Origin of the sequence: Microlunatus phosphovorus NM-1 (assembly GCF_000270245.1) — a bacterium.
In the GTDB taxonomy this organism is placed as follows: Bacteria; Actinomycetota; Actinomycetes; order Propionibacteriales; family Propionibacteriaceae; genus Microlunatus; species Microlunatus phosphovorus.
Genome location: NC_015635.1, coordinates 1,381,073 through 1,403,337, shown reverse-complemented (window position 1 = coordinate 1,403,337; position 22,265 = coordinate 1,381,073). Strand labels below are relative to the sequence as shown.

General features: G+C 67.6%; 25 protein-coding genes. 8 read left to right on the top strand and 17 right to left on the bottom strand.

Annotation, left to right across the window (positions count from 1 at the left end):
• The first annotated feature begins 21 nt into the window (after positions 1-21).
• Complete coding sequence (locus MLP_RS06250) at positions 22-1,338, top strand: UDP-glucose dehydrogenase family protein (RefSeq protein WP_013862179.1); 1,317 nt, start codon at positions 22-24, stop codon at positions 1,336-1,338.
• A gap of 127 nt (positions 1,339-1,465) precedes the next feature.
• On the opposite strand, the gene aroQ is transcribed toward MLP_RS06250, so the two are convergent.
• From aroQ to MLP_RS06225, 5 genes are all read right to left on the bottom strand, one after another.
• A complete protein-coding gene (aroQ, locus tag MLP_RS06245) occupies positions 1,466-1,906 on the bottom strand; it encodes a type II 3-dehydroquinate dehydratase (RefSeq protein WP_013862178.1) in 441 nt (146 codons plus the stop codon).
• Between the two features lie 65 nt (positions 1,907-1,971).
• Positions 1,972-2,817, bottom strand: coding sequence for a shikimate dehydrogenase (aroE, locus tag MLP_RS06240; RefSeq protein ID WP_013862177.1), 846 nt, complete (start codon positions 2,815-2,817; stop codon positions 1,972-1,974).
• Positions 2,810-4,060 carry a CaiB/BaiF CoA transferase family protein gene (locus MLP_RS06235; RefSeq protein ID WP_013862176.1) on the bottom strand — a complete coding sequence of 417 codons (1,251 nt, stop codon included), beginning with the start codon at positions 4,058-4,060 and terminating at the stop codon, positions 2,810-2,812. Before MLP_RS06235 ends, aroE begins: the two co-directional genes overlap by 8 nt.
• On the bottom strand, positions 4,060-4,518 hold the full coding sequence (locus tag MLP_RS06230) for a MaoC family dehydratase (RefSeq protein ID WP_013862175.1): 459 nt from the start codon (positions 4,516-4,518) through the stop codon (positions 4,060-4,062). Before MLP_RS06230 ends, MLP_RS06235 begins: the two co-directional genes overlap by 1 nt.
• Positions 4,515-5,465: a ketopantoate reductase family protein gene (locus tag MLP_RS06225; RefSeq protein ID WP_013862174.1), complete on the bottom strand. Its 951-nt coding sequence runs from the start codon at positions 5,463-5,465 to the stop codon at positions 4,515-4,517. Before MLP_RS06225 ends, MLP_RS06230 begins: the two co-directional genes overlap by 4 nt.
• Before the next feature lie 88 nt (positions 5,466-5,553).
• Here MLP_RS06225 and MLP_RS06220 point away from each other — a divergent pair, with 88 nt between their 5' ends.
• The 3 genes from MLP_RS06220 (at position 5,554) to MLP_RS06210 (ending at position 7,282) form a co-directional block, all read left to right on the top strand.
• On the top strand, positions 5,554-6,453 hold the full coding sequence (locus tag MLP_RS06220) for a LysR family transcriptional regulator (RefSeq protein ID WP_197536508.1): 900 nt from the start codon (positions 5,554-5,556) through the stop codon (positions 6,451-6,453).
• 176 nt (positions 6,454-6,629) lie between these two features.
• Positions 6,630-6,863 carry a ribbon-helix-helix domain-containing protein gene (locus MLP_RS06215; RefSeq protein WP_013862172.1) on the top strand — a complete coding sequence of 78 codons (234 nt, stop codon included), beginning with the start codon at positions 6,630-6,632 and terminating at the stop codon, positions 6,861-6,863.
• Complete coding sequence (locus tag MLP_RS06210) at positions 6,860-7,282, top strand: type II toxin-antitoxin system VapC family toxin (RefSeq protein ID WP_013862171.1); 423 nt, start codon at positions 6,860-6,862, stop codon at positions 7,280-7,282. The genes MLP_RS06215 and MLP_RS06210 overlap by 4 nt, the downstream gene beginning before the upstream one ends.
• Positions 7,283-7,655: 373 nt before the next feature.
• Here the strand turns inward: MLP_RS06210 and MLP_RS06205 are convergent, their stop codons facing one another.
• Positions 7,656-9,878, bottom strand: a complete 2,223-nt coding sequence (locus MLP_RS06205; protein WP_013862169.1) for an NADP-dependent isocitrate dehydrogenase — start codon at positions 9,876-9,878, stop codon at positions 7,656-7,658.
• A 290-nt stretch (positions 9,879-10,168) separates the two neighbouring features.
• On the bottom strand, positions 10,169-10,729 hold the full coding sequence (locus tag MLP_RS06200; protein WP_013862168.1) for a uridine kinase family protein: 561 nt from the start codon (positions 10,727-10,729) through the stop codon (positions 10,169-10,171).
• A 154-nt stretch (positions 10,730-10,883) separates the two neighbouring features.
• On the opposite strand from MLP_RS06200, the gene MLP_RS06195 reads away from it, so the two are divergent.
• From MLP_RS06195 to MLP_RS06180, 4 genes are all read left to right on the top strand, one after another.
• Positions 10,884-11,873: a malate dehydrogenase gene (locus tag MLP_RS06195; RefSeq protein WP_013862167.1), complete on the top strand. Its 990-nt coding sequence runs from the start codon at positions 10,884-10,886 to the stop codon at positions 11,871-11,873.
• Between the two features lie 88 nt (positions 11,874-11,961).
• Positions 11,962-12,777, top strand: a complete 816-nt coding sequence (locus MLP_RS26130; RefSeq protein WP_013862166.1) for a DUF4190 domain-containing protein — start codon at positions 11,962-11,964, stop codon at positions 12,775-12,777.
• 22 nt (positions 12,778-12,799) lie between these two features.
• Complete coding sequence (locus MLP_RS06185) at positions 12,800-13,195, top strand: hypothetical protein (protein WP_013862165.1); 396 nt, start codon at positions 12,800-12,802, stop codon at positions 13,193-13,195.
• A 68-nt stretch (positions 13,196-13,263) separates the two neighbouring features.
• Positions 13,264-14,442: a M20 metallopeptidase family protein gene (locus tag MLP_RS06180; RefSeq protein ID WP_013862164.1), complete on the top strand. Its 1,179-nt coding sequence runs from the start codon at positions 13,264-13,266 to the stop codon at positions 14,440-14,442.
• 17 nt (positions 14,443-14,459) lie between these two features.
• Here the strand turns inward: MLP_RS06180 and MLP_RS06175 are convergent, their stop codons facing one another.
• The 10 genes from MLP_RS06175 to purN all read right to left on the bottom strand — a co-directional run bounded on the left by MLP_RS06175 (position 14,460) and on the right by purN (position 22,263).
• Entirely contained in the window at positions 14,460-14,831 is a 372-nt protein-coding gene (locus MLP_RS06175; protein ID WP_013862163.1) for a VOC family protein, read from the bottom strand.
• A gap of 228 nt (positions 14,832-15,059) precedes the next feature.
• Positions 15,060-15,521, bottom strand: coding sequence for a hypothetical protein (locus MLP_RS06170; RefSeq protein ID WP_156821051.1), 462 nt, complete (start codon positions 15,519-15,521; stop codon positions 15,060-15,062).
• A 25-nt stretch (positions 15,522-15,546) separates the two neighbouring features.
• Positions 15,547-17,286: a sensor histidine kinase gene (locus MLP_RS26125; protein ID WP_013862161.1), complete on the bottom strand. Its 1,740-nt coding sequence runs from the start codon at positions 17,284-17,286 to the stop codon at positions 15,547-15,549.
• Positions 17,283-17,918 carry a response regulator gene (locus MLP_RS06160; RefSeq protein WP_013862160.1) on the bottom strand — a complete coding sequence of 212 codons (636 nt, stop codon included), beginning with the start codon at positions 17,916-17,918 and terminating at the stop codon, positions 17,283-17,285. Before MLP_RS06160 ends, MLP_RS26125 begins: the two co-directional genes overlap by 4 nt.
• Positions 17,919-17,940: 22 nt before the next feature.
• Complete coding sequence (locus MLP_RS06155) at positions 17,941-18,243, bottom strand: hypothetical protein (protein ID WP_013862159.1); 303 nt, start codon at positions 18,241-18,243, stop codon at positions 17,941-17,943.
• A 12-nt stretch (positions 18,244-18,255) separates the two neighbouring features.
• Positions 18,256-18,636, bottom strand: a complete 381-nt coding sequence (locus tag MLP_RS06150) for a hypothetical protein (protein ID WP_013862158.1) — start codon at positions 18,634-18,636, stop codon at positions 18,256-18,258.
• 101 nt (positions 18,637-18,737) lie between these two features.
• On the bottom strand, positions 18,738-19,037 hold the full coding sequence (locus MLP_RS06145; RefSeq protein ID WP_013862157.1) for a DUF3017 domain-containing protein: 300 nt from the start codon (positions 19,035-19,037) through the stop codon (positions 18,738-18,740).
• Positions 19,038-19,049: 12 nt separating this feature from the next.
• A complete protein-coding gene (locus MLP_RS06140) occupies positions 19,050-19,937 on the bottom strand; it encodes a bifunctional methylenetetrahydrofolate dehydrogenase/methenyltetrahydrofolate cyclohydrolase (RefSeq protein ID WP_013862156.1) in 888 nt (295 codons plus the stop codon).
• Between the two features lie 33 nt (positions 19,938-19,970).
• Complete coding sequence (gene purH, locus MLP_RS06135) at positions 19,971-21,569, bottom strand: bifunctional phosphoribosylaminoimidazolecarboxamide formyltransferase/IMP cyclohydrolase (RefSeq protein WP_013862155.1); 1,599 nt, start codon at positions 21,567-21,569, stop codon at positions 19,971-19,973.
• A 40-nt stretch (positions 21,570-21,609) separates the two neighbouring features.
• Positions 21,610-22,263 (bottom strand): phosphoribosylglycinamide formyltransferase, encoded by a 654-nt coding sequence (purN, locus tag MLP_RS06130; protein ID WP_013862154.1) that lies wholly within the window; start codon positions 22,261-22,263, stop codon positions 21,610-21,612.
• Between the last annotated feature and the right edge of the window lie 2 nt (positions 22,264-22,265).

Below are 22,265 nucleotides of genomic sequence, written 5' to 3'. Positions count from 1 at the left end.
GACCGTGACACACTCGTCCGCGTGACTTTGCGGATCAGTGTCATCGGCACCAACTATCTGGGTGCCACTCACGCAGCCGGGATGGCCGAGTTCGGGCACCAAGTGGTCGGCGTTGACATCGATCCGGCCCGAGTGGCCACCTTGGCCGCCGGCCGGTCCCACATCTATGAGGTCGGACTGGAGCCGCTGCTGGCTCGGCACACTCGATCCGGCCGACTCCGGTTCACCACCGACTATGCCGAGATCGCCGATTGGGCCGATGTGCATTTCCTCGGCCTCGGCACGCCGTCAGCTCCGGACGGTTCCGCGGATCTGAGTCAGCTGCACTCGGCGGTCGACGCGCTGGCGCCGCTGCTGACCCGGCCGACCCTGGTGGTCGGGAAGTCGACCGTGCCAGTCGGCACCGCCCTGGCATTGCAGGAGCGGCTGCGAGTCCAGGCCCCCATCGGTGACGGCGTCGAGGTGGCGTGGAACCCGGAGTTCCTGCGCGAGGGCTTTGCGGTGGAGGACACGCTGCGCCCCGACCGGCTGGTGTTCGGCACCCAGAGTGCGCGGGCGCTGGAGATCTTGGAGCAGGTGTACGCCATCCCGCTCACTGAGGCGACTCCGGTGGTCCGCTGTGACCTGGCGACCGCCGAGCTGATCAAGACCGCGGCCAACGCCTTCCTGGCGACCAAGATCAGCTTCATCAACGCGATGGCGCAGATGTGCCAGGCCGCCGGTGGCGACGTCGTGCTGCTGGCTGATGCATTGGGCTATGACAAGCGGATCGGGCGGGACTTCCTCAACGCCGGCCTGGGTTTCGGCGGCGGCTGCCTGCCCAAGGACATCCGAGCCCTGGCCGTCCGCGCCGACGAGTTGGAGGTCGGCGTACTCAGCCAGCTGGTCGAGGCGGTGGAGGCGATCAACGACGGCCAGCGCAATGAGCTCGCCGAACTCGCCATCGAGCAGCTCGGCGGCGAGGTCACCGGCGTACGGATCGCCGTGCTCGGTGCCGCGTTCAAGCCAGGCACCGACGACACCCGCAACTCCCCGGCACTGACCGTGGCCGAACGGTTGCACGCCGCCGGTGCCGAGGTGCTGATCTATGATCCACAGGCCAAGCTGCCGCCGCGGGACAACTTCGTCCAGGTCGGCAGCGTCGAGGAGGCCGTCGCCGGCGCCGAGATCGTCCTGCACCTGACCGAATGGCCCGAGTTCCGCTACCTCGATCCGCACGCCCTCGGCGAGCTGGCCAAGAACAAGATCATCATCGACGGCCGGCTGAAGCTGCATGCCCCGTCCTGGCGTGACGCCGGCTGGAAGGTCGTCCAGATCGGCCGTGCCTCGACCTTGTGAGCCAGCGCTCGACCGGCGCCACGTACGTCTTGCGTCGCCGGGCCACAGACGACCGAGAACCGAGCGCGACCCGTGTACGTCTTGTGCCCAGGGGCCACATACGGTCGGGACCCGCGACCGGAACAGGCTAACCGGCGAGCTGGGAGACAGCGGCGCGGAGGCCCAGCAGGTAGCTGTCGACCCCGAAGCCGCAGATCTGACCGGTCACGATCTCGGCGAAGACCGAGTGATGCCGGAAGGTCTCACGGGCATGGATGTTCGACATGTGGAGTTCGACGACCGGGCAGCTGAGGATGGCGAGCGCATCCCGGATGCCATAGCTGTAGTGCGTCCAGGCGCCGGCGTTGATGAGCACCGCGTCGGTGTTGTCGAGGACGGCCTGGTGGATGCGCTCGCACATCTCCCGTTCGCTGTTGGTCTGGAACGCCTCGACGGTGACGTCCAGCTCGGCTGCCAGATTCTGGAGCCGAGCGTCGATGTCGGCCAGTGTGAGGGTGCCGTACTGCGCGGGATCGCGCTTGCCGAACATGTTGTGGTTGATGCCATGCAGCATCAGGATCTGCGTCATGGTTCTCCGATCGGTTTAATAGGGTTTGATGGCGGCGACGCACGGGCGCGCTTCCCGGCGGGACTTCAGTTGCTGTGGGCGGCCAGCTCCGCGATGACGGTCTCGGTACGCGGTCGCAACCCGCGCCAGCGTGCGAAGGCATCGGCAGCTTGTTCGACCAGCATTCCCGCGCCATCCGCGAGGTGCGCGACACCGGCGGCCTGGGCGTGGTGCAAGAAGGGCGTCAGCCCCCGCCCGTACGCCAGGTCGTAGGCCAGCCCAGCGGGATCAAAGCTCCTCATCGGGACCGGCGGCAGCTCACCGGTGAGACTGGCGGAGGTGGCATTCACCACCACATCGAACGATCCAAGCCCATCGAATGAGTCGTAGCCACAAGCTCGCACGGTCCCGCCGAGCCGACCACCCAGTTCGGCGAGCTCGGCTGCCTTCGACAGCGTACGGTTCGCGACCACGAACTCCGCGGGTCCGGCGGCGACGAACGGGGCGATGGCAGCCCGTGCAGCACCACCCGCCCCGAGGAGAAGCAGTCGTCGACCGGCCAGAGACTGCCCCAGGTTGACCTCGATATCGCGGCACAGCGCGAGGCCGTCATAGGTGTCCGCGTGGATACGACCGTCAGCGGTGAAGGTCAGCGTGTTCGCGGCCCCGGACAGCCACGCGCGCTCGCTGACCTCGTCGGCCAGGGAGAAGGCGTCGGCCTTGAACGGCGCGGTGACGTTCATGCCTTTGCCACCGTCGACGATGAACGCGCGGACGACGGCGGCGAACTCACTCGACGAGCTCGGCCCCTCGATGACCTCATACGTCATCGCCTGTCCGGTCTGCTCGGCGAACAGGCCGTGGACGAGCGGTGACACCGTGTGCCGGATCGGACGCCCGATCACGGCGTAGCGATCGATCCCGTCAGTCATGGCCACCGCCGACAACACTTTCTGCCTCCTCGGGTACGGCATAGAGCACCCCATCGGCCTGCATGGCCGCGATCTCGTCCGCGCCGAATCCCAGTTCGCGAGCGACCTCCACGTTGTGCTGGCCCAGGCCGGGCGCCGCCAGGTCGATGTCCGTCTCACAGTCGGAGAATCGGAACGGCAGATTCGGCAGCCGCAGCGTGCCGTACCGGGGATGTTTCTGCTCCACGAACATGCCGCGGGCTTGGAGTTGCGGATCCGCGAGCACGTCGTCGATCCGCTGCACCTTCGCGCTGGGAATGTTGATGGCATCCAACTGAGCCAGGATGTCGGCGACCGGCCGGGCCGCTACCCACGGACGGACAACGGCGAGGATCTCGCCGCGATGCCGGTTCCGGCCGTCGGTGTTGTGGAAGCGCTCGTCCTCGGCGAAGCCGGCCGGCCCACCGGTCTGCTCGATCAAGGTCGCGAACCGCCGCCAGGCCGGATCGATCTGGGCGGCGATCACCACGTCAGCATCGGCGGCGCGGAAGACGCCGTAGAGGGTCGAGGTGGGTACATCGTGGCCGGTCTGCGCGGGCAGCTCGCCGGCGAGCGTGTAGCACTGCACCGCATACTCGTGCATGGAGACCAGCGTGTCGTAGAGGGCCAGGTCGAGGTGCTGGCCCCGGCCGCTGGTCACCCGGCCGAGGAGGGCGGCGAGGATGCCCGAGACGGCATGCGAGGCGGTGTACATGTCGCCCAGCGCGATCCGAAGCAGCGGCGGCGGCTCGCCCGGCGTGCCGACCATCGCCATGATGCCGCTCTTCGCCTCGGCGATCAGCCCGAACCCGGCCCGGTGGGCGTCGGGACCGGTGTGCCCGTACGCGGAGATCGAGCAGTAGACCAAGCCCGGATTGCGAGCCGACAGGTCGGCATAGCCCAGGCCGAGCCGGTCCAGCACGCCGGGTCGATAGTTCTCGACGAAGACATCGGCCGAGTCGCACAGCCGCTCCATGAACGCCCGTCCGCGCGGGTCTTTCAGGTTCACGCTGACGCCGCGCTTGCCCATGTTGAGCTGCAGGAAATAGCCGCTCGACTGGTCGTCGAGCACGGTCGCGTGCTGGCGGCCGGGATCGCCGGTGCCGGGCCGCTCGACCTTGATCACCTCGGCGCCGAGGGCGGCGAGGCAACGGCCGACATACGGCCCGGCGAGGAAATGGCTGTAGTCGACGACTCGCAGGCCGGTCAGCGGACGGTCCTGCATCAGCGCTCCCCCGGTCGCCGCGGCACCATCAGCCGGTGCTCGCCTCGCTGCACCACGGTCCCGTCGGTCTTGATCAGCTCCGTGGCGAGCACCACGATGCCCCAGTCCGGGCGGCTGTTGCTCGCCCGCATGCTCGCGACCCGGAACCGGACCCGCAACTCGTCGCCGACCAGGATCGGCGCGACGAAGTCCCACGTCCAGCCCAGTGACATGCCGGGCAGGAAGCGATAGTCGCTCTGCGTCTTGAGTCCGTCGGCGATCGCCAGCCCGAACAGACCGTGCGCGACGAGACCGCCGAAGTGACTGGCAGTCGCGTACTCCTCGTCGACGTGCACCGGCGTGTGATCACCGCTGAGATCGGCGAAGGCGAGGATGGCTTCCTTGGTGACCGTGTATGTCGGCCCGGTCCCCTCATCGCCGACGCACGCGTCGTCCCAGTAGCGTTCGATCACGGTCATGGTGTGCCCTCCCTATCCAGTCGATCCGCCATGGCGCGTTCGATGCCGGTGACACAAGCCACCAGCGTGTCGTTGACCGGCGTCGGGATGTTCGCCGCTCTGCCCGCCCTGACGACCGCGTCGTTGACCGCATCGATCTCGGTCTTCGTGCCGCGTTCCAGGCTCTGCAGCATCGAGGTCTTGAAGTCCGGGCCCAATCCTTCGGCGGCCAGTCGCAGCACGGCGGCCGGGTCGGTCATCGACAGCCGTACGCCCGTCGCCTGCGCCACCGCGATCGCCTCGGCCACCGCGGCCGACGCCGTGGCGACCATTCGCGGCTCGTCGTAGAACTGGCCGTAGGTGAGTCCGGTGATGCCGGCGAGCGCGCCGGTGGCCACGTTCACCAAGAGCTTGTCCCAGCAGGTGGCGATCATGTCGTCGCAGGCGATCGTGGTGAGTCCCGCTGCGGTCAAGGTCTCCGCGAGGGCGCGTACGCGCGGGGTCACTGGCTCGGCGAGTTCGCCGAGGTGGCTGAGCCGACCAGCCACTCCGGACCGGATGTGGCCTGGGCCGACCAGGACACCGCCGACGTACGTCCGCCCGGCGAGCACCCGCTCCCGGCCGACGATGCCGGCGATCACGTCCTCTTGACCGAGCCCGTTCTGCATCGAGACGACGACTGTCTCCGGACCGATCAGTGGCTCGCTGCTGCGGACGGCCGCCTCAGTATGGAAGGACTTCACCACGACGATGACCAGATCGACGGGGCCCACGTCGGCCGGTTGAGTGGTGGCATGGACGTCGACGATCCGCGAGCCCGCCGCGTCATCGACCCGCAAACCGTGCTGCTGCAGCTGCGCCACCTGCTCGGTCGACCGGCGTACCAGCCACGTCTCCAGACCGCCCTCGGTCAAGGTCGCGCCGATCGCGCAACCCAGCGCACCCGCTCCCACGATCGCGACCCTCATCCGTGCAGCTCCATCTGCCGGACGATAGCGGTCTATCTTCGCTAGAGGCAATGTCAGCAATGTCTTCATTGTGCTTCACAATGATCGAGTGACCGAGCTAGTGGACTTCAAGCTGCTGCAGCTCTTCGACGTGCTGTACGACACCCGGAGTGTGACCAAGGCGGCCGACCAGCTCCGCCTGAGCCAGCCGACGGCGAGCATCTGGTTGGGGCAACTGCGTCGGGAACTCCGCGATCCGCTGTTCGTGCGCACTCCCGGCGGCATGGTGCCGACCCCACGGGCCACGACACTGATCGGGCCCTGTCGCGAGGTGCTGGAATCACTCCGTCGGCTCACCGCTTGGGAAGCGACCTTCGACCCTGCGACCGCGCAGCGACGGTTCCGGATCTCCATGACCGACGCAAGTCACGTCACCCTGCTCCCACGGCTTCTGGCGGAGCTTCGAGCCAAGGCGCCGCGGGCCCGGCTGGACGCGGTCGGCATCGACGGCAACACCGAACGAGCACTGGAATCGGGCGAGTCCGATCTGGCGATCGGCTATCTGCCCGGGCTCGCGGGCGGGATCCGGCAAGAGAAGCTATATGACCAGGACTGGGTGTGTCTGGCCAATCCCCAACACCCACGGGTACGCGACAGGCTGGACGCGCACCGATATCGGGCTGAAGACCATGTGATCATCACCGCCGGAACCGGCACCCAGCTGCTCGATCGCGGCCTCGCTCAGCACCGAGTGGAGCGCCGCGTGGTGCTCGAGCTACCCGGGATTCTCGGGCTCGGCGCCATCATTCAGAGCACTGACCTACTGGCCACTCTCCCCCGCCACATCGGCACAACTTTGGCCCGCACGAACGGACTGGGTCTGTTTCCCTGCCCGATCCCGATCGAAGGCTTCGTCGTCGCCCAACACTGGCATGCCCGCTTCCACGACGAACCCGGCAACCGCTGGCTGAGAGCCCTCGTCACCAGACTCTTCGCCCGCCGCGATTAGGCCTCAAGCATGTAGCCGGTCTCGAGCCACACCCACCGACACCGGCCGCCGCCCCAGCGGTCCACCAGGGACGAAGTTCCGCGGTGGCGCCATACGCGATCTTTCCCCGCATGGACGAAGCCTCCTCAAGACCGCCGCCCACCCAACGCCATACGTGTATGTCGTACCATGGACACATGGTACGAACAACGATCTACCTCCCCGATGACCTGAAGGCCGCGCTCGAAGCGCGGGCCCAGGCCGACGGTCGCACCGAGTCCGACATCATTCGCGAAGCCTTGGCCGAGAAGCTGCGCGGCTCCGGCAAGACGGCCAGCCAAATGCGATTCGGGCTTTACGACAGCGGAACCGCTACCACATCGACCGACGTCGACGACATCCTTACTGCAACCGGGTTCGGAGACGCGTGACCATCATCGCCGACACGGGCGCGATCTACGCCTGCTACGACCGCGCCGACCAACACCACACGGCCACAACTGCGTTCCTCAGCAAACTCGATGAGAAACTGTGGGTGCCTGCTCTAGTGCTGGCCGAGTTGGATCATCTGGTCGACGCACGCCTTGGCGAGCAGGCGCGCGCCACGGTGGTCGCCGACGTCTTGGACACCACGGCCGTCATCCCCTTCGACCACAGCGCCGCCGTCCGTGCGGCGAGCGTGGCTGGGATCTACACGGGCTTCCCACTCGGCTTGACCGACGCGACTCTCGTCATACACGCGCAGGATTACCGAACGCTGGAACTGTTCACCGTGGACCAGCGTCATTTCCGAGCCATCCAACCACTTTGGGGCGGAGACAGCTTCCGCCTGCTTCCCTTCGACGCATAGCGCGACCGGCCTGACCATCGCCAAGCCAGGGATAGGTCGGATCCAGATTGATCGAGCCAGGCACGAACGCTCCGCGCGTAGTCGGATCAGTTGAACTCGCCTACGCAGGCAAACACAGGCGCGGTTCGAAGGAGAACCCGAGGGTGTAGGTTTCTTCTCCCTCTGACTGGATCAGGTAGCTCTCGATCTTGAACCCGCGCCACCGTCCAAAACCATAGAGTCCGCCTTCATCGGCCGGATCCTCTGACTGCTTCAAATCGAACTCGTCCGTGGCGTCGGCGAAGACCTGGCGAGCGCGTTCCTCGCCGATGTCTCCAACACGAGCCCGACCACCAACATCGGGAGCAGCCGGTTCGGCTGCGCTCTCACCAACTCACAGCGCGGCGATCGCCGCGTTGAAGGTTGCGGACGGACGCATCACGGCGCTGGTCAGGTCATCGTCGGGGCGGTAGTAGCCACCGATGTCGACCGGGGCGCCCTGCACCGCGATCAACTCGTCGGAGATGGTCTGCTCCTGCTCCCGCAGCGCTGCCGCCAGCGTGGCGAACTCGGCGGCCAGTTCGGCATCGTCGGTCTGTGCGGCCAACTCCTCGGCCCAGTAGAGCGCGAGGTAGAAGTGTGAGCCACGGTTGTCGATCGAGCCGACGCGGCGGGCCGGCGACTTGTTCTCATCCAGGAAGGTCCCGGTGGCGCGATCCAGGGTGTCGGCCAGCACCTGCGCGCGCTTGTTGCCGGTGCTCTGGGCCAGGTGTTCCAAGGACACCGCCAGCGCCAGGAACTCACCGAGGCTGTCCCAGCGCAGGTAGTCCTCCTTGAGCAGCTGCTGCACGTGCTTGGGCGCCGAACCGCCGGCACCGGTCTCGAACAGCCCACCGCCGTTGATCAGCGGCACGACCGACAGCATCTTGGCCGAGGTCCCCAGCTCCATGATCGGGAACAGGTCGGTGAGGTAGTCGCGCAGCACATTGCCGGTCACTGAGATGGTGTCCTCGCCCCGCCGGATCCGCTCCAGCGAGTACGCCATCGCGTCGGCCGGGGACAAGATCTTGATCTCCAGCCCGTCGGTGTCATATTCCGGCAGCGTCTCGTTGATCTTGGCAATCAGGTTGGCATCGTGCGCCCGCGTCTCGTCCAGCCAGAAGACGGCCGGCGAGCCGGTGGCGCGGGCGCGGCTGACAGCGAGCTTGATCCAATCCCGGATCGGCACGTCCTTGGCCTGGCACATCCGCCAGATGTCGCCCTGCGACACCCGATGCTCGAGCACCACGTTGCCCTCGGAATCGGTGACCTTCACCACGCCCTCGGCCGGGATCTCGAAGGTCTTGTCGTGCGAGCCGTACTCCTCCGCCGCCTGGGCCATCAGCCCGACGTTCGGCACCGAGCCCATGGTGGCCGGATCGAAGGCACCATTCGCCCGGCAGTCGTCGATCACGACCTGATAGATCGGCGCGTACGACGAATCGGGCAGCACCGCCAGGGTGTCGGCCTCCGCACCGTCCGGACCCCACATGTGACCGGAGGTCCGGATCATGGCCGGCATCGACGCGTCCACGATCACATCGGACGGCACGTGCAGGTTGCTGATGCCGCGGTCGGAGTCGACCATCGCCAGCGCCGGGCCCTCCGCGAACCCCCGATCGATGGCGGCCTTGATCTCCGGCCCTTCCGGCAGCGCGTCCAGGCCGGCCAGGATGGCACCGAGCCCGTCGTTGGGCGACAAGCCGGCAGTGGCCAAGGCGTCTCCGTAGGTCTCGAAGACCTCCGGGAAGAACGCGCGAACGGCGTGCCCGAAGATGATCGGGTCCGACACCTTCATCATGGTCGCCTTGAGGTGGACCGACAGCAACACGTTCTCGGCCTTGGCCCGAGCGATCTGCTCGGTCAGGAACGCGCGCAGCGCCGCGACCCGCAGCACGGTGGCGTCCACGACCTCGCCAGCGAGCACGGGCACGGACTCGCGCAGCACCGTCTCGGCGCCGGCCTCCTCGACCAGGGCGATCCGCAGGCTGGTGTCGGCCGGAATCACGACCGACTTCTCGTTCGAGCGGAAGTCGTCGGCAGTCATATGCGCGACATTGGTCTTGGAGTCGCCGCTCCAGGCGCCCATCCGGTGCGGGTGCTTGCGCGCGTAGTTCTTCACCGACAGCGGCGCCCGGCGATCGGAGTTGCCCTCGCGCAGCACCGGGTTGACCGCGGAGCCCTTGACCTTGTCATACCGCGCACGGATCGAGCGGTCCTCGTCGCTCTTGGGGTCGTCGGGGTAGTCCGGCAGGTCGAAGCCCTTCTCCTGCAACTCACGGATCGCGGCCTTCAACTGCGGGATCGAGGCCGAGATGTTCGGTAGCTTGATGATGTTCGCCTCGGGCGTCTTCGCCAGTGCGCCGAGCTCGGCGAGGGCGTCGGGGACCTGCTGGTCCGCGCCGAGCCGCTCCGGGAACTGAGCGAGGATCCGCGCGGCCAGAGAGATGTCGCGGCTCTCGATGTCCACGCCCGCCTTCGCTGCGTACGCGGCGATGATCGGCAGCAGGGAGTACGTCGCCAGCAGCGGCGCCTCGTCGGTTCGGGTGTAGACGATCCGGGCGGACGACTGGACCATGCGGCAACTCCTTGGCCTAAATGTGGACTCGGTACGAACCAGGCCTGTGGGCCGGAGCGACCAACTTCTCTTGATGTCAAGATATCAAAGCCAAGCCTGGCTTGGCCACCCACCCTGACCTCGCCTCAGTCTGCCCTGCGTTCTCGAAGCGGTCCATCCCGGATCCCCAGTCGCCATGGACTCGACTCACACCGGTCAACTCGCCCAGAATCCCCAACCAGCAGACAAGGTGTGCGATCTTGCCGGGTGTTCCCGGCAAGATCGCACTGCTTATCGACGGATCGGGCCAGTCAGCCGGGAGACCAGACCAGATCGGCTCGGTCCCGAGGCCGCTGATCGGCGACGTAGGCGTTCTCGCTGGGAATCCAGTCGGTCAGCCAGCGTTCCTGGCGGGCAGGCCCGTCGCGTCCGATGATGCGCGCTCGGCGGACTTCGGTGGGCACCTCGATCCAGATGGTGAAGTCCCAGGGCACCGGCAGGCGGACATCGGTCGCTGACACTCCCTCGACGATCACTGGCACGCCCACCGGGACCGAGTGCCATTCAGCACCGGCATCGGCATCGAAGTCCCAGCGTTGATAGCGACCCGGCCGGCCGGCCAGCAGTGGTTCGACGACCTGGCGTACGAAACGGTCCCGATCCCAGCCCGACAGACCGGGCCGAGCGAAGTCGTCGTTGTGGATGACCACCGCACCCGGCAAGGCGGCAGCGATCCGGGCCGCCAGCGTCGACTTGCCGGAACCGCCCAGTCCGTCGACCCCTACCCAACGGGTGCCGGACCCTGTCGCCGGGGTCGGTGCCGCAGCCAAGGCGGCGACGACCGCCGCTACCGGATCGTGCTGCTCAGGCATTGACTGACCTCACCTGCCGACCTCACCGTGCCGAACGGTTGTCGGCCTTGCTAGCGTCAGACTACGAGAGCCGATCATCGGCGAAACAGTCACTGGGCGGATCCGTCAGCGGATCCGGCCACAGGGCGAATCCGTACATCATTGAGGGAGAGTCGTGAGCACACCCGTCAAGGTCGCCGTCACCGGAGCAGCCGGTCAGATCGGCTACAGCCTGCTGTTCCGCATCGCCAGCGGATCGCTGCTGGGTCCTGACACCCCGGTGCAGCTGCGGCTGCTGGAGATCACCCCGGCCCTGAAGGCACTCGAAGGTGTCGTAATGGAGCTCGACGACTGTGCCTTCCCATTGCTCGCAGGGGTGGAGACCGGCGACGATCCCAATGTGGTCTTCGACGGCGCCAACATCGCGCTGCTGGTCGGCGCCCGACCACGGACCAAGGGCATGGAGCGGGGCGATCTGCTGGAGGCCAACGGCGCGATCTTCAAGCCGCAGGGCGCCGCGCTGAACGCGCATGCCGCCGACGACATCAAGGTGCTGGTCACCGGCAATCCGGCCAACACCAACGCCCTGATCGCCAAGAGCAATGCACCCGACATCCCCGCGGAACGGTTCAACGCGCTCACCCGATTGGACCACAACCGGGCCCTTGCCCAACTGGCTGCCAAGACCGGCAGCACCGTCAACGACATCACCAAGATGACGATCTGGGGCAACCATTCGGCCACGCAGTACCCGGACGTCTTCCACTCCGAGGTGAACGGCCGGAACGCCGCGGAACTGATCGACGATCAGGACTGGCTGGAGTCGACCTTCATCCCGACCGTGCAGCAGCGTGGCGCCGCAATCATCGCGGCTCGCGGCGCCAGCTCTGCGGCCAGCGCGGCGAACGCCACCGTCGACCACATGCGTGACTGGGTGCTGGGCACCCCCGAGGGCGACTGGGTGTCGATGGCGGTGCCGTCCGACGGCTCGTACGGGATCGCGGAAGGGATCATCACCAGCTTCCCCTGCACCACGGCCGGCGGCGCCTACAACATCGTTCAGGGGTTGGAGCTCAACGAGTTCTCTCGCGCCAAGATCGACGCCAGTGTCGCCGAGCTGCAAGGCGAGCGGGAGGCCGTGCAGGCCCTCGGCCTGGTCGAGTGACCTTCGGCCGAGCCGTCCCGATCCCACCGCTCGGACAAGCGGACACGACCAGCAGGATCGCCCCCACCGGTCCGGGAGACTAGGAGTCATGACCGAGAGCGGATCAGGACAGCGCGACGACCAGGGCCAAGTACCGGACCAACCTGGTCAAGCACCAGATGGCGACGACTACCGTCCCTCTGCCTCCTGGGAGACCAGCCGCGGCAACACCTGGGACAACACCAAACCGTACGAGAGCGGTCCGGCCGAGGGATCGTGGCCGACATATCCCAGCCAGGATCAACCACAGGGATACGGCTCCGCTGGCAGCTACGGTTCGGCTGGTGGCTACGGCTCGCCGACCGGCCAAGGCTCAGCGGGCAGCTACGGGTCTGCGAGCGGCTATGGATCTGCGGGAAGTTACGGCTCGGCAGGCAGCTACGGCTCAGCGAGTGATCCCTACGGTCAACCAACGGCCCCGTCTCAGCCGCCGTACGGTCAGCCTGGCTATGGCCAGCAACCGCCCCCGGGCTACGAGCAGCAACCGGGGTATGGGCAGCAATCGGCATACGGGCAGCAACCCTATGGGCAGCCGCCGGCGTACGGGGTCAACCCCTACCAACAGCCGGCCTACGGTCCATCGGGAGCCGTGCCGCCCAGCCACCCGCAGGCTAACACCGCGATGATCTTCGGGATCGTCGGTCTGGTCGCCCTGCCGACCACCTGCATAGGTTCGCTGTTGGGCATCGTCGCCATCGTGCTCGGCGGAAAGGCCCGTCGGGAGATCGACGCCTCGCCCGGCTATTGGAGCGGTCGCTCCCAGGCCACAGCCGGCTGGGTGATGGGCATCATCGCCGTCGTCGCCTTCGTACTGTTCGTCGTGCTCCTGATCGTGCTCGCCGCCGGCGGCTATCTAGACTCCTGACACTCTCTTAGGAAGACCCGCCATGACCGAGCCCAACCAGCCGCACTCCTACGACTCCGCACCCGGGCCTCAGCCTGGCTACCAGCAGCAGCCCTACCCTCCCGTGCCCCAGGGCGGCGGCTACGTCCAACCGTACGCTTACCTGCCCGAGCACCCACAGGGCAACGTGATCCTGGTACTCGGCATCGCCGGGTTCCTCGCCCCGATCTGTGCGCCGATCGCGTGGTATCTGGGCAGCAAGGTCCAGAAGGAGATCGCGACCAGCGGTCAGCACTACTCCAACGAGCAGAGCATCAGCATCGGCAAGATCATGGGGATGGTCTTGAGCATCCTGACGCTCGTCGGCATCGCGCTGACGATCATCTTCATGATCATCATGGTGGCGGGCTTCGGCATCTTCGACCTGGCCAACAACTGATTCGACAGAGCCGGGACAAGCAGTCACCGCAGCAGGCAAGCGCCTTGAGAAAGGACCACGCGCCCACCATGACGACTACCTTCGACGATGACCTGATCTCGCTGCGACGGCGCCTCCACCAGATCCCGGAGGTGGGTCTCCTCCTGCCCGAGACTCAGGCGACGGTGCTGGAGGCGCTCGCCGGACTGGACCTGGAGATCTCCACCGGAATAGCGCTCTCGTCGGTCGTGGCGGTGTTGCGCGGCACCGCCACCGACCGTACCGATCGCGTTGTCCTCCTCCGCGGCGACATGGATGGCCTCCCGGTGGTGGAGAACTCCGGCGAGCCGTTCGCCGCGCTCGGCGAGACCATGCACGCCTGTGGCCACGACCTGCACACTGCCGGTCTGGTCGGCGTGGCCCGGCTGCTGGTCGAACGGCGCGCAGAGCTACGCGGCGATGTGGTCTTCATGTTCCAGCCGGGCGAGGAGGGCTGGGACGGAGCCGGCGCAATGATCGCCGAGGGCGTGCTGACCGCGGCCGGACGGCGGGCCGACGCGGCGTACGGGCTGCACGTCATCGCCAACGCCATTCCGCACGGCGTCGTCACCACCCGGCCCGGAACATTGATGGCGGCCTCGTCGGGACTCTATGTCACCGTGCACGGTGCCGGCGGTCACGGCTCGCGACCGCACGCGGCAGCCGACCCGATCGTCGTGGCGGCCGAGATGGTCACCGCACTGCAGACGATGGCGACCCGGCAGTTCGATCTGTTCGACCCAGTGGTGGTCACGGTCGGCACCTTCCACGCCGGCACTCGACGCAACATCATCCCCGAGACGGCCACCTTCGAAGCGACGATCCGGACGCTGTCGGAGTCTCATGTCGCCACCATGGAGAAGGCGACCGTGCGACTCTGCGAGCAGATCGCCGCTGCCCACGGCTGCCGTGCCGAGGTCAGGTTCGAGCCGGAGTATCCGCTGACCGTGAACGACGCCGCCAAGACTGCTTTCGCACTGGAGGTCGCCGCCGACCTGGTCGGCGCAGACCGGGTCGAGCTACTCGAGTTCCCAGAGCTGGGGTCGGAGGACTTCAGCCGGGTGCTGGCCGAGGTGCCCGGCTGCTACCTGTTCGTCGGCGCTTGCCCCACCGATCCGATGACTGCGCCGGGGAACCACGCACCCGGCGCTCGGTTCGACGATGCTGTGCTCGGCGACTGTGCACGGCTGCTCGCGGAGCTGGCGGTCCGCGAGCTGGCGGCCGGCTGACCTGCTGCCCGCCCACCTCACTCGGGCAGGTGACAGACCGCTTCGACGTTGTTGCCGTCCGGGTCGCGGACGAACGCGCCGTAGTAGGTGTCGTGGTATTCCGGCCACAGCCGCGGCTCGTGCAGCACCTCCGCGCCGAGCGCGGTGGCGGCCTCGAAGAACGCCCGCACGCTGGCCCGATCGGGTGCGCTGAAGGCGAGGTGAGACTCCCGGAACCCCTCACCGGAGTCGAACTCCCCGATCCAGAAGTCCGGGTGACCAGGCTTTCCGTAGCCGATCGCCACCCCGAAGTCCATCTGCCGGGAGGCGCCGAGCGTGCCGAGCACGCTGTCGTAGAAGCTGGCGCTGGCCGCGAGGTCGGCGCACTGAATACCGAAGTGATCGATCATACGAGGATCCTGACACCCGCCACTGACAGTGTCTTCGTCACTCGCTGTGAGGCTGCGCTCCCTAGGACTCCGTCTTCCCTCCTCGCTCGCAAGACGAAGAACGTGTCTTGCTCCCTCGTCAGTCCAGACGGAGCCCTCGCTCCGCCTCACGGTCGCTCGCGACGGGTCATCACTCGCTGTGACAGGTCATCACCCGGGACGGGGCTATTGGCCCCGGCTCCACTCGTCCTAGGAGCCGTACACCTGTTCCCAGGTCGCAGCGGGCACCAGGGCTCGCAGTGCGCCGTACACGTCACCGTTCGTGACCACCGTGGTACGCCGCCGCAGGGTGTGGCCGTCGCTGCCGGCGAGCTCGGCGGTGACCACGGCTGAGCCAGGCGGCGGCTCGTCCACCTGATCCGCCGCCGCCAACGAGGTGCAGGCCGCCGTCGCCAGTGCCGGATCGGCGACGAAGTCCGCTGACCACCGCTGCGACGCCCCATAGCCGGGGGTGACCTCGAAGCGCCCACGGTCACCGTCGAGCGTGATCGTCCACTCGACGTGATAGGGCGGCGGCACCGAACTGCCGTAATAGCTGACTGAACCGACCACAGGTCCATGGCAAGCTCGATCGGCCTCCGCACAGGCGCCCGCCAAGAGCGGCACCAACAGCACAGCGAGAACTACGAACCGAAGCGGTCGAATGCTCACCTGCGGACGATATGGCCCGATGGGGTCAACGGCCCCAGGGTAGGACAGCACGGACCCGGCCACCGCCGGCCGTTGGTCGGGCGACCAGTGAACCGCCGAGCTCCTCTGCCCGGGTCCGCATCGACTCCAGCCCGACGCCGGGCTGCCACACCCCCGCGAACGCCGCCCCATCCCCGTCATCGATCACCTCGACCACCAAACCATCGGCCTCGGCGTCCAGCAGCACGGTCGCGCGGTTGGCAAGGCTGTGCCGTACCACGTTGGCGATGGCCTCGACCCCGATCCGGTAGGCCGCGATCTCGACAGCTGCCGGGATCTCAGCCGGCAGCTCTCGGACGACGAACTCCACCACGAGCGGGCGGTCCGCCGCACCGATCAGTGTGTCGGCTTGCCGCCGCAGCGCCTCGGCCAGGCCGAGGTCGTCGAGTGCAGCAGGGCGCATCCCGTACGAGAGCCGACGTACCTCCTCGACGGCACGCACGATGTCAGTGCGGAGTGCCAGCAAGACCTGATCCGCCTCGGTGGGGTTGTCCCGCACCAGATTGCGGCTGGCATCAACGGCATACACCAGACTCGACAACCGCGGTCCGAGCCCGTCATGCAGGTCACGCCGCAACTGCCGACGCTCCTCCGCCCGGGCCGTCGCGCTCTGCTCCCGCGCGGCCTGCAGGTCAACGGCCAACAGCTCGGATCGGATCATCTCCGACAGCAGCGGCGCGATCGCCTGCAGCAGGCGGCCATCATCGGGACTCAACGCGTCATCCCCGTCTCGAAGCCCGACCACCAACCGCGCCCGGTGCCCGTCCACTCCGAGATCGATGGCCACCGCCGGCTCGGCCGGAACGCCTACGACGGCGGTGGGCTGCCCGTCGACCTCGAGTCGTAGGTACGGCAGGTTCGCGGTCGTGGCGACCACCGCCAGGCCAGCCTGGGTCCCGCGATCGATGCGGTCGAGGATGCCGGATGCCATGGCCCACGGGTTGGCGCGATGTCCCAGCACCAGCACGGTCAGCCCGGCACGGAGCCGTCGGACCAGCAAGGGCATGGTAAGAGCCAGCGCCATGGCGGTCACGGTCGTGTACGTGACCGAAGGCGGACCAGAGGTCAGCTCGGCCAGTGCGCCGAGACCGGCAAAGGCCGCCAGGTACGCGATCGCTGCCACTACCAGAACCACGACGTGCACCAACACCCGCCGAGGGTCGGCACCCAGCCGCGACCGGGCGATGATCATGCTGGCCGGCACCGCAAGCACACTGAGCATCGCCGCTGCCCTTGCCATCGGGCCGAGCACGATCATCTCGGCCACAGCCCAGCCGAGCGCCAGGATGCCCAGGCCGACCGCCACCCAGATCATTGTGCGTCGGTCGGCCCCCGGGCGACGGTCGATCACCCACCAGACCCACACCACCACCGCACCCGGGATGATCCAGCCGGCGGCAACGACGGCCGAGGGCCCCTTCACCCAGGCGAGCACCCCGCTCGTCGCGATCACCGCAAGCAGCGCCACCTGGACCCACCGCGACCGGTACGTCGCTGTGTGCCGGGTCGACTCGCACCGTGGGAACAGGACGACCGAGCCCGCCAGCAGCGCGGCCGCGAGGATCAGCATGGTCTGCCGACCGGCTGAGAATGCGGCGGCGATCATGGCTGCACCGGCGAGGAACTGGCCGACGCCGGCCCAGCGGGAACCACGCGCCAGCCAGCCACCGAGACCGAGCAGACCCAGCCCAGCCAGCAGCATTGACAGCGTGATCGCGCCGATCACGACCGACCGAGTCCGTGTTGCCGGGCCATGATCATCGCTTGGGCCCGATCAGCCACACCCAGCTTGGCGAAGATCGCCGTGAGGTTGTTGCTGACCGTCTTCGGGCTCAGATAGAGGCGCTCGGCGATGGTGGCCGTGCGCAAGCCATCCGCCACCAGAGCGAGGATCTCCCGTTCCCTTGTCGTGAGAGCGGGAAACGACGCACTGTCCGCGATCGGCTCCAACATTCGCTCGGCCATGCCCGGACTCAGCACCGTCTGGCCGTTCGACACCGAGGCGATGGCAGCAACGATGTCCTCCTGGCCCGCCTCCTTGAGCAAGTAGCCCCGAGCTCCCGCCCGCAACGCGCGGCGGAGCGCGTCATCGTCGTCCGACATGGTCAAGACCAGCACCGCGACCTCGGGCTGGGCCGCCCGGATCCGACGGGTGGCCTCCACCCCGCCGGTCCCGGGCATCGCCAGATCCATCAGCACGACGTCCGGTCCGAGCAACCGACACTCCCGTACGGCAGTCTCCCCGTCGGCAGCCTCACCGACCACCTCCAGCCCGTCGATCGTCCCGAGCAACAGTCGCAGGCCACTGCGAACCACCGGGTGGTCGTCGACTACGAGGACGCGGGTAGGCGGGCGCATGGTGCAAGCCTCTCGCGAGCCGTCATGTGACTTCGGTGAGGATCGTGTTGCGCACTGCCCGACGCGATCGCAGCCAGTGTCCCAAGCAGACCAGAGCAGAGCCCATGAGCAATATCGACACCGTGACCAGGCCGTACGAGAGTGGGAACTCGCCTGGACGGAACGCGGCGAACTCACCCGGCCCGAGCGAGGCCAGCAGCAGATAGAGGGTCTGGAAGGTGAACGCCCATAGATAGCCGACGGCATAGATCACGAATGCCGCGGTCCTCGACCGGACGACATAGCCGAGCGGCAACGCGAGGAGCAGCGTGACGATGGCGATCATCCGAAGCTCGCCTCATTCTGCGCTATCACTCTGCAGCGCCCTGTTGGTCGGCGTCAGCATCAGCCCGATCGCCAGCAGTGACACCAAGATGCCCGCCGCGACCAGGAGCCGAACCGCAGCCGGCACCGGAGCGAAGAACGCCGGCAATGCCGTCAGCAGGATCAAGATCAGGGCACCCGCGGCGACACGGAGCGCGGCTCGCGAGCGTCGTACCAGCCCTAGGATCAACGCCGCCGACCCGATCACGCCGAGCACGAAGTCGGCGATCAGTACCGCGTACGGGGCACCAATCTCATCGGGCGATGGTGGTGTGGGGATGTCGATCACCTGTAGCAACAGCATCAGCCCGCACAGGCCGGCGCCGATCTTCTGACGTAGTGTGAGGTGAGTCATCGGTCCTCCTTCGATCACTGTGGAGCACCAGAGTCCCGCTGACGACATCCCGGGCACCAGGGAAGAGCTTCCCGACAACCCTCCTCGCACTACCCGAGCGGTCAGCCGAGCCGTCCCGGAGGAACCACGATCGACAAGGCGATGATGGCGGCCCCGCCCAGACCGAGCAACGCCACGTCGAACAGCTTGCTGCGCACGTGCAGCAGGCCAGCATCCCGGCTGGGCAGTGCACCGCGTACGACGCCTCCGACCAGCAACGAGACGCCGATGATGAGGCAACCGAGACGCCAGGTCTGCTCGCCGATCACCGCGACCACCAGACCCGCCGCGACACCGAGCAGCACCCCCAGCAGCGGCCACAGACGCAGACTGCGGCTCACCGGGTGTCGAACGCGGGCCATGTCGGTAGTCCTTCAGCCCTGCAGGAGGGCCTCGGCCCGCTCGACCACGTTGGTCAGCAGCATGGCCCGGGTCATCGGCCCGACCCCGCCCGGCATCGGCGCGATCCAGGAAGCCACCTCGCGTACCGAGGGATCAAGGTCACCGACCAGCCCGGAATCGGTACGCGTGATCGCGACATCGACACACACCGCACCAGGCTTGACCATCTCGCCGGTGACCAGACCGGGCCGCCCGGCCGCAGCCACGACGATGTCCGCGATCCGAGTGTGCGCGTCCAGATCGACCGTTCCCGTGTGGCACAAGGTCACCGTGGCGTTCTCGCTCTTGCGGGACAGCAACAAGCCGAGCGGCCGGCCGACCGTGGTGCCCCGACCGATGATGCAGACGTCGGCACCCGCCAGCGGGATGCCGTAGTGCCGCAGCAACTCGACGATGCCCCGCGGCGTACACGGCAGCGGCGCCGACTCCCCCAGCACCAGCTTGCCGAGGTTGACCGGGTGCAATCCGTCGGCGTCCTTGTCCGGGTCGATCAGGCCCAGCGCCCGGTTCTCGTCCAGCCCACCGGGCAGCGGCAGCTGCACGATGTAGCCGGTGCAGGCCGGATCGGCGTTCAGCTGCTCGATCTCGGCATCGAGTTCTGCCTGGCTCACCGAGGCCGGCAGGTCTACCCGGATCGAGGCGATCCCGACCTGCGCGCAGTCACGGTGTTTGCCGGCCACGTACGCCTTGCTGCCGGGGTCATCGCCGACCAGCACCGTACCCAGTCCAGGGGTGATGCCTCGCGCGGCCAGGGCCGCCACCCGCTTCGTCAGATCAGCTTTGATGGTGGCAGCAAGTGCCTTGCCGTCCAGGACCTGCGCAGTGGCGTGTGTTGTCTGAGCAGTGGCCTGAGTCGTCATGGTGCTGCTTCCTTCGGGGTCAGTCGTCGAGATTCAGTGAAAGAAGTGCCGGGCACCGGTGAGGTACATGGTCACCCCGGCCGCCTTGGCTGCCTCGACCACTTCGGCGTCGCGCACCGAGCCGCCCGGCTGGACGATGGCGCTGATCCCGGCATCGATCAGGATCTGGGGCCCGTCGGCAAACGGGAAGAACGCGTCCGAAGCAGCCACCGAGCCGGCCGCCCGATCACCGGCCCGCTCGACCGCGAGCCGACACGAGTCGACCCGGTTGACCTGGCCCATGCCGACGCCCACCGACGCCCCGTCCTTGGCGAGCAGGATGGCGTTGGACTTGACCGACCGGCAGGCCCGCCAGGCGAACTCCAGGTCGGCGAGCACCGCCTCGGAGACGGGCTCGCCGGACACCAACTCCCAATTGACGCTCGCGTCATGGTCGTCGTGGACCGCGTCGACGGTCTGCATCAACAGCCCGCCCGAGATCCGACGGGTCTCGACGCCGCCGCGGCGCAGCGGCTCGACCACCAGGATTCGGATGTTCTTCTTGGCCTGCAGCACTTCCGCCGCACCGTCGTCGTACGCCGGCGCCGCGATCACCTCGGTGAACACCTCGGCGACCTGCCGCGCCATGGCCACGCTGACCGGCCGGTTGGTCGCGATCACCCCGCCGAACGCCGAGACCGGATCGCAGGCGTGTGCCCGGGCATGTGCCTCGGCGATGTCGTTCCCGATCGCGATGCCGCACGGATTGGCGTGTTTGATGATCGCGACCGCGGGCGCGTCGAAGTCGTACGCGGCTCGTCTGGCGGCGTCGGTGTCGACGTAATTGTTGTACGACATCTCCTTGCCATGCAGCTGCTTCGCCGTGGCCAGTCCGCCGGGGAAGGCCCCGTCGACGTAGAGGGCCGCCCGCTGGTGAGGGTTCTCCCCGTACCGCAGCACCGCGGACTTGTTCCAGGTCGCGCCGACCCAGGCGGGGAAACCCGTCCCGCCGCTGGTGTCGGTGACCACATTGCCCATCCAGGAGGCGACGGCGACGTCATAGCTGGCGGTGTGCACGAAGGCGGCGGCGGCCAGCGCCTGTCGCTCGGCCAGGGTGAAGCCACCGTGCGCGAGGGCGGCCTGCAGCTGCCCGTACTGCTCGGGCGAGGTGATCACGGCCACCGAGGCATGGTTCTTGGCTGCACCGCGCACCATCGACGGCCCGCCGATGTCGATCTGCTCGATCGTCTCCTCCTGGCTCGCCCCGGCGGCGACGGTGTCGACGAACGGATAGAGATTGGAGACCAGCAGGTCGAACGGCGCGACACCGAGCTCGGCGAGCTGGGCATTGTGCGACTCGAGCCGGGTGTCCGCCAGCAGACCCGCGTGCACCTTCGGGTGCAGGGTCTTCACCCGGCCGTCCAGGCACTCCGGGAACCCGGTCAGCTGTTCCACCTGCGTGACCGGGATGCCCGCCTCGGCCAGCGTCCGCGCGGTCGTCCCGGTGGACACGATCTCTACCCCGGTCCCAGCCAGGGCCAAGCCCACCTCGACCAGCCCGGTCTTGTCGTAGACCGAGACCAAGGCGCGCTTGATCGGCCTCCGATCAGCTGCTGCCTGCTCCGCATGACGGTCGTGCTCGGTCGTGCTCATGAGGTCCTGTCTGTCGCTCTTGGGTTGATCGCTTTGAGGTTCATCGCGTGGTGACTGTCGGTGCCCGGGAATCGCTCCACTGCACCCGTCGACCCTCCAGCCGCCACTCGCCGGTAGCCAGTCGACGGGTGGTCTCCACGAGCAGTCGGCGCTCGGCGACCTTGATCCGCTCGTGCAGCGTCTCGACGGTGTCATCGTCGACCACCTCGACAGCGGCCTGATCCAAGATCACGCCGGTGTCCACCCCGGAGTCTATGAGGAACACCGTCGCGCCGCTGACCTTCACCCCGTACGCCAGCGCATCCCGCGGCCCGTGCATGCCGGGGAAGGACGGCAGCAGCGCCGGATGGGTGTTGATGATGCGGCCGTCGAAACGCTCCAGGAACGCTTCCCCGACCAGCTTCATGAAACCGGCGCTGATCACCAGGTCCGGTTGGTAGGCCGCCACCAGTTCGGTCAACTCGGCGTCCCAGGCGACCCGGTCGCTGCCCTTCCGATAGGGGTGGACAAAGCTCGGCACGTCGTACGCGGCAGCCCGCTCCAGACCCGCGATCCCCACGCGGTCGGAACCCACCGCGACGACCTGCGCCCCGTACGCCGGATCGGCGCAGGCCTCCAGCAGTGCCTGCAGCAAGGTGCCGGAGCCGGAGATCAGGACGACCAGCCGAGCGGGCGAAGAAGGCACGCCGAACACCC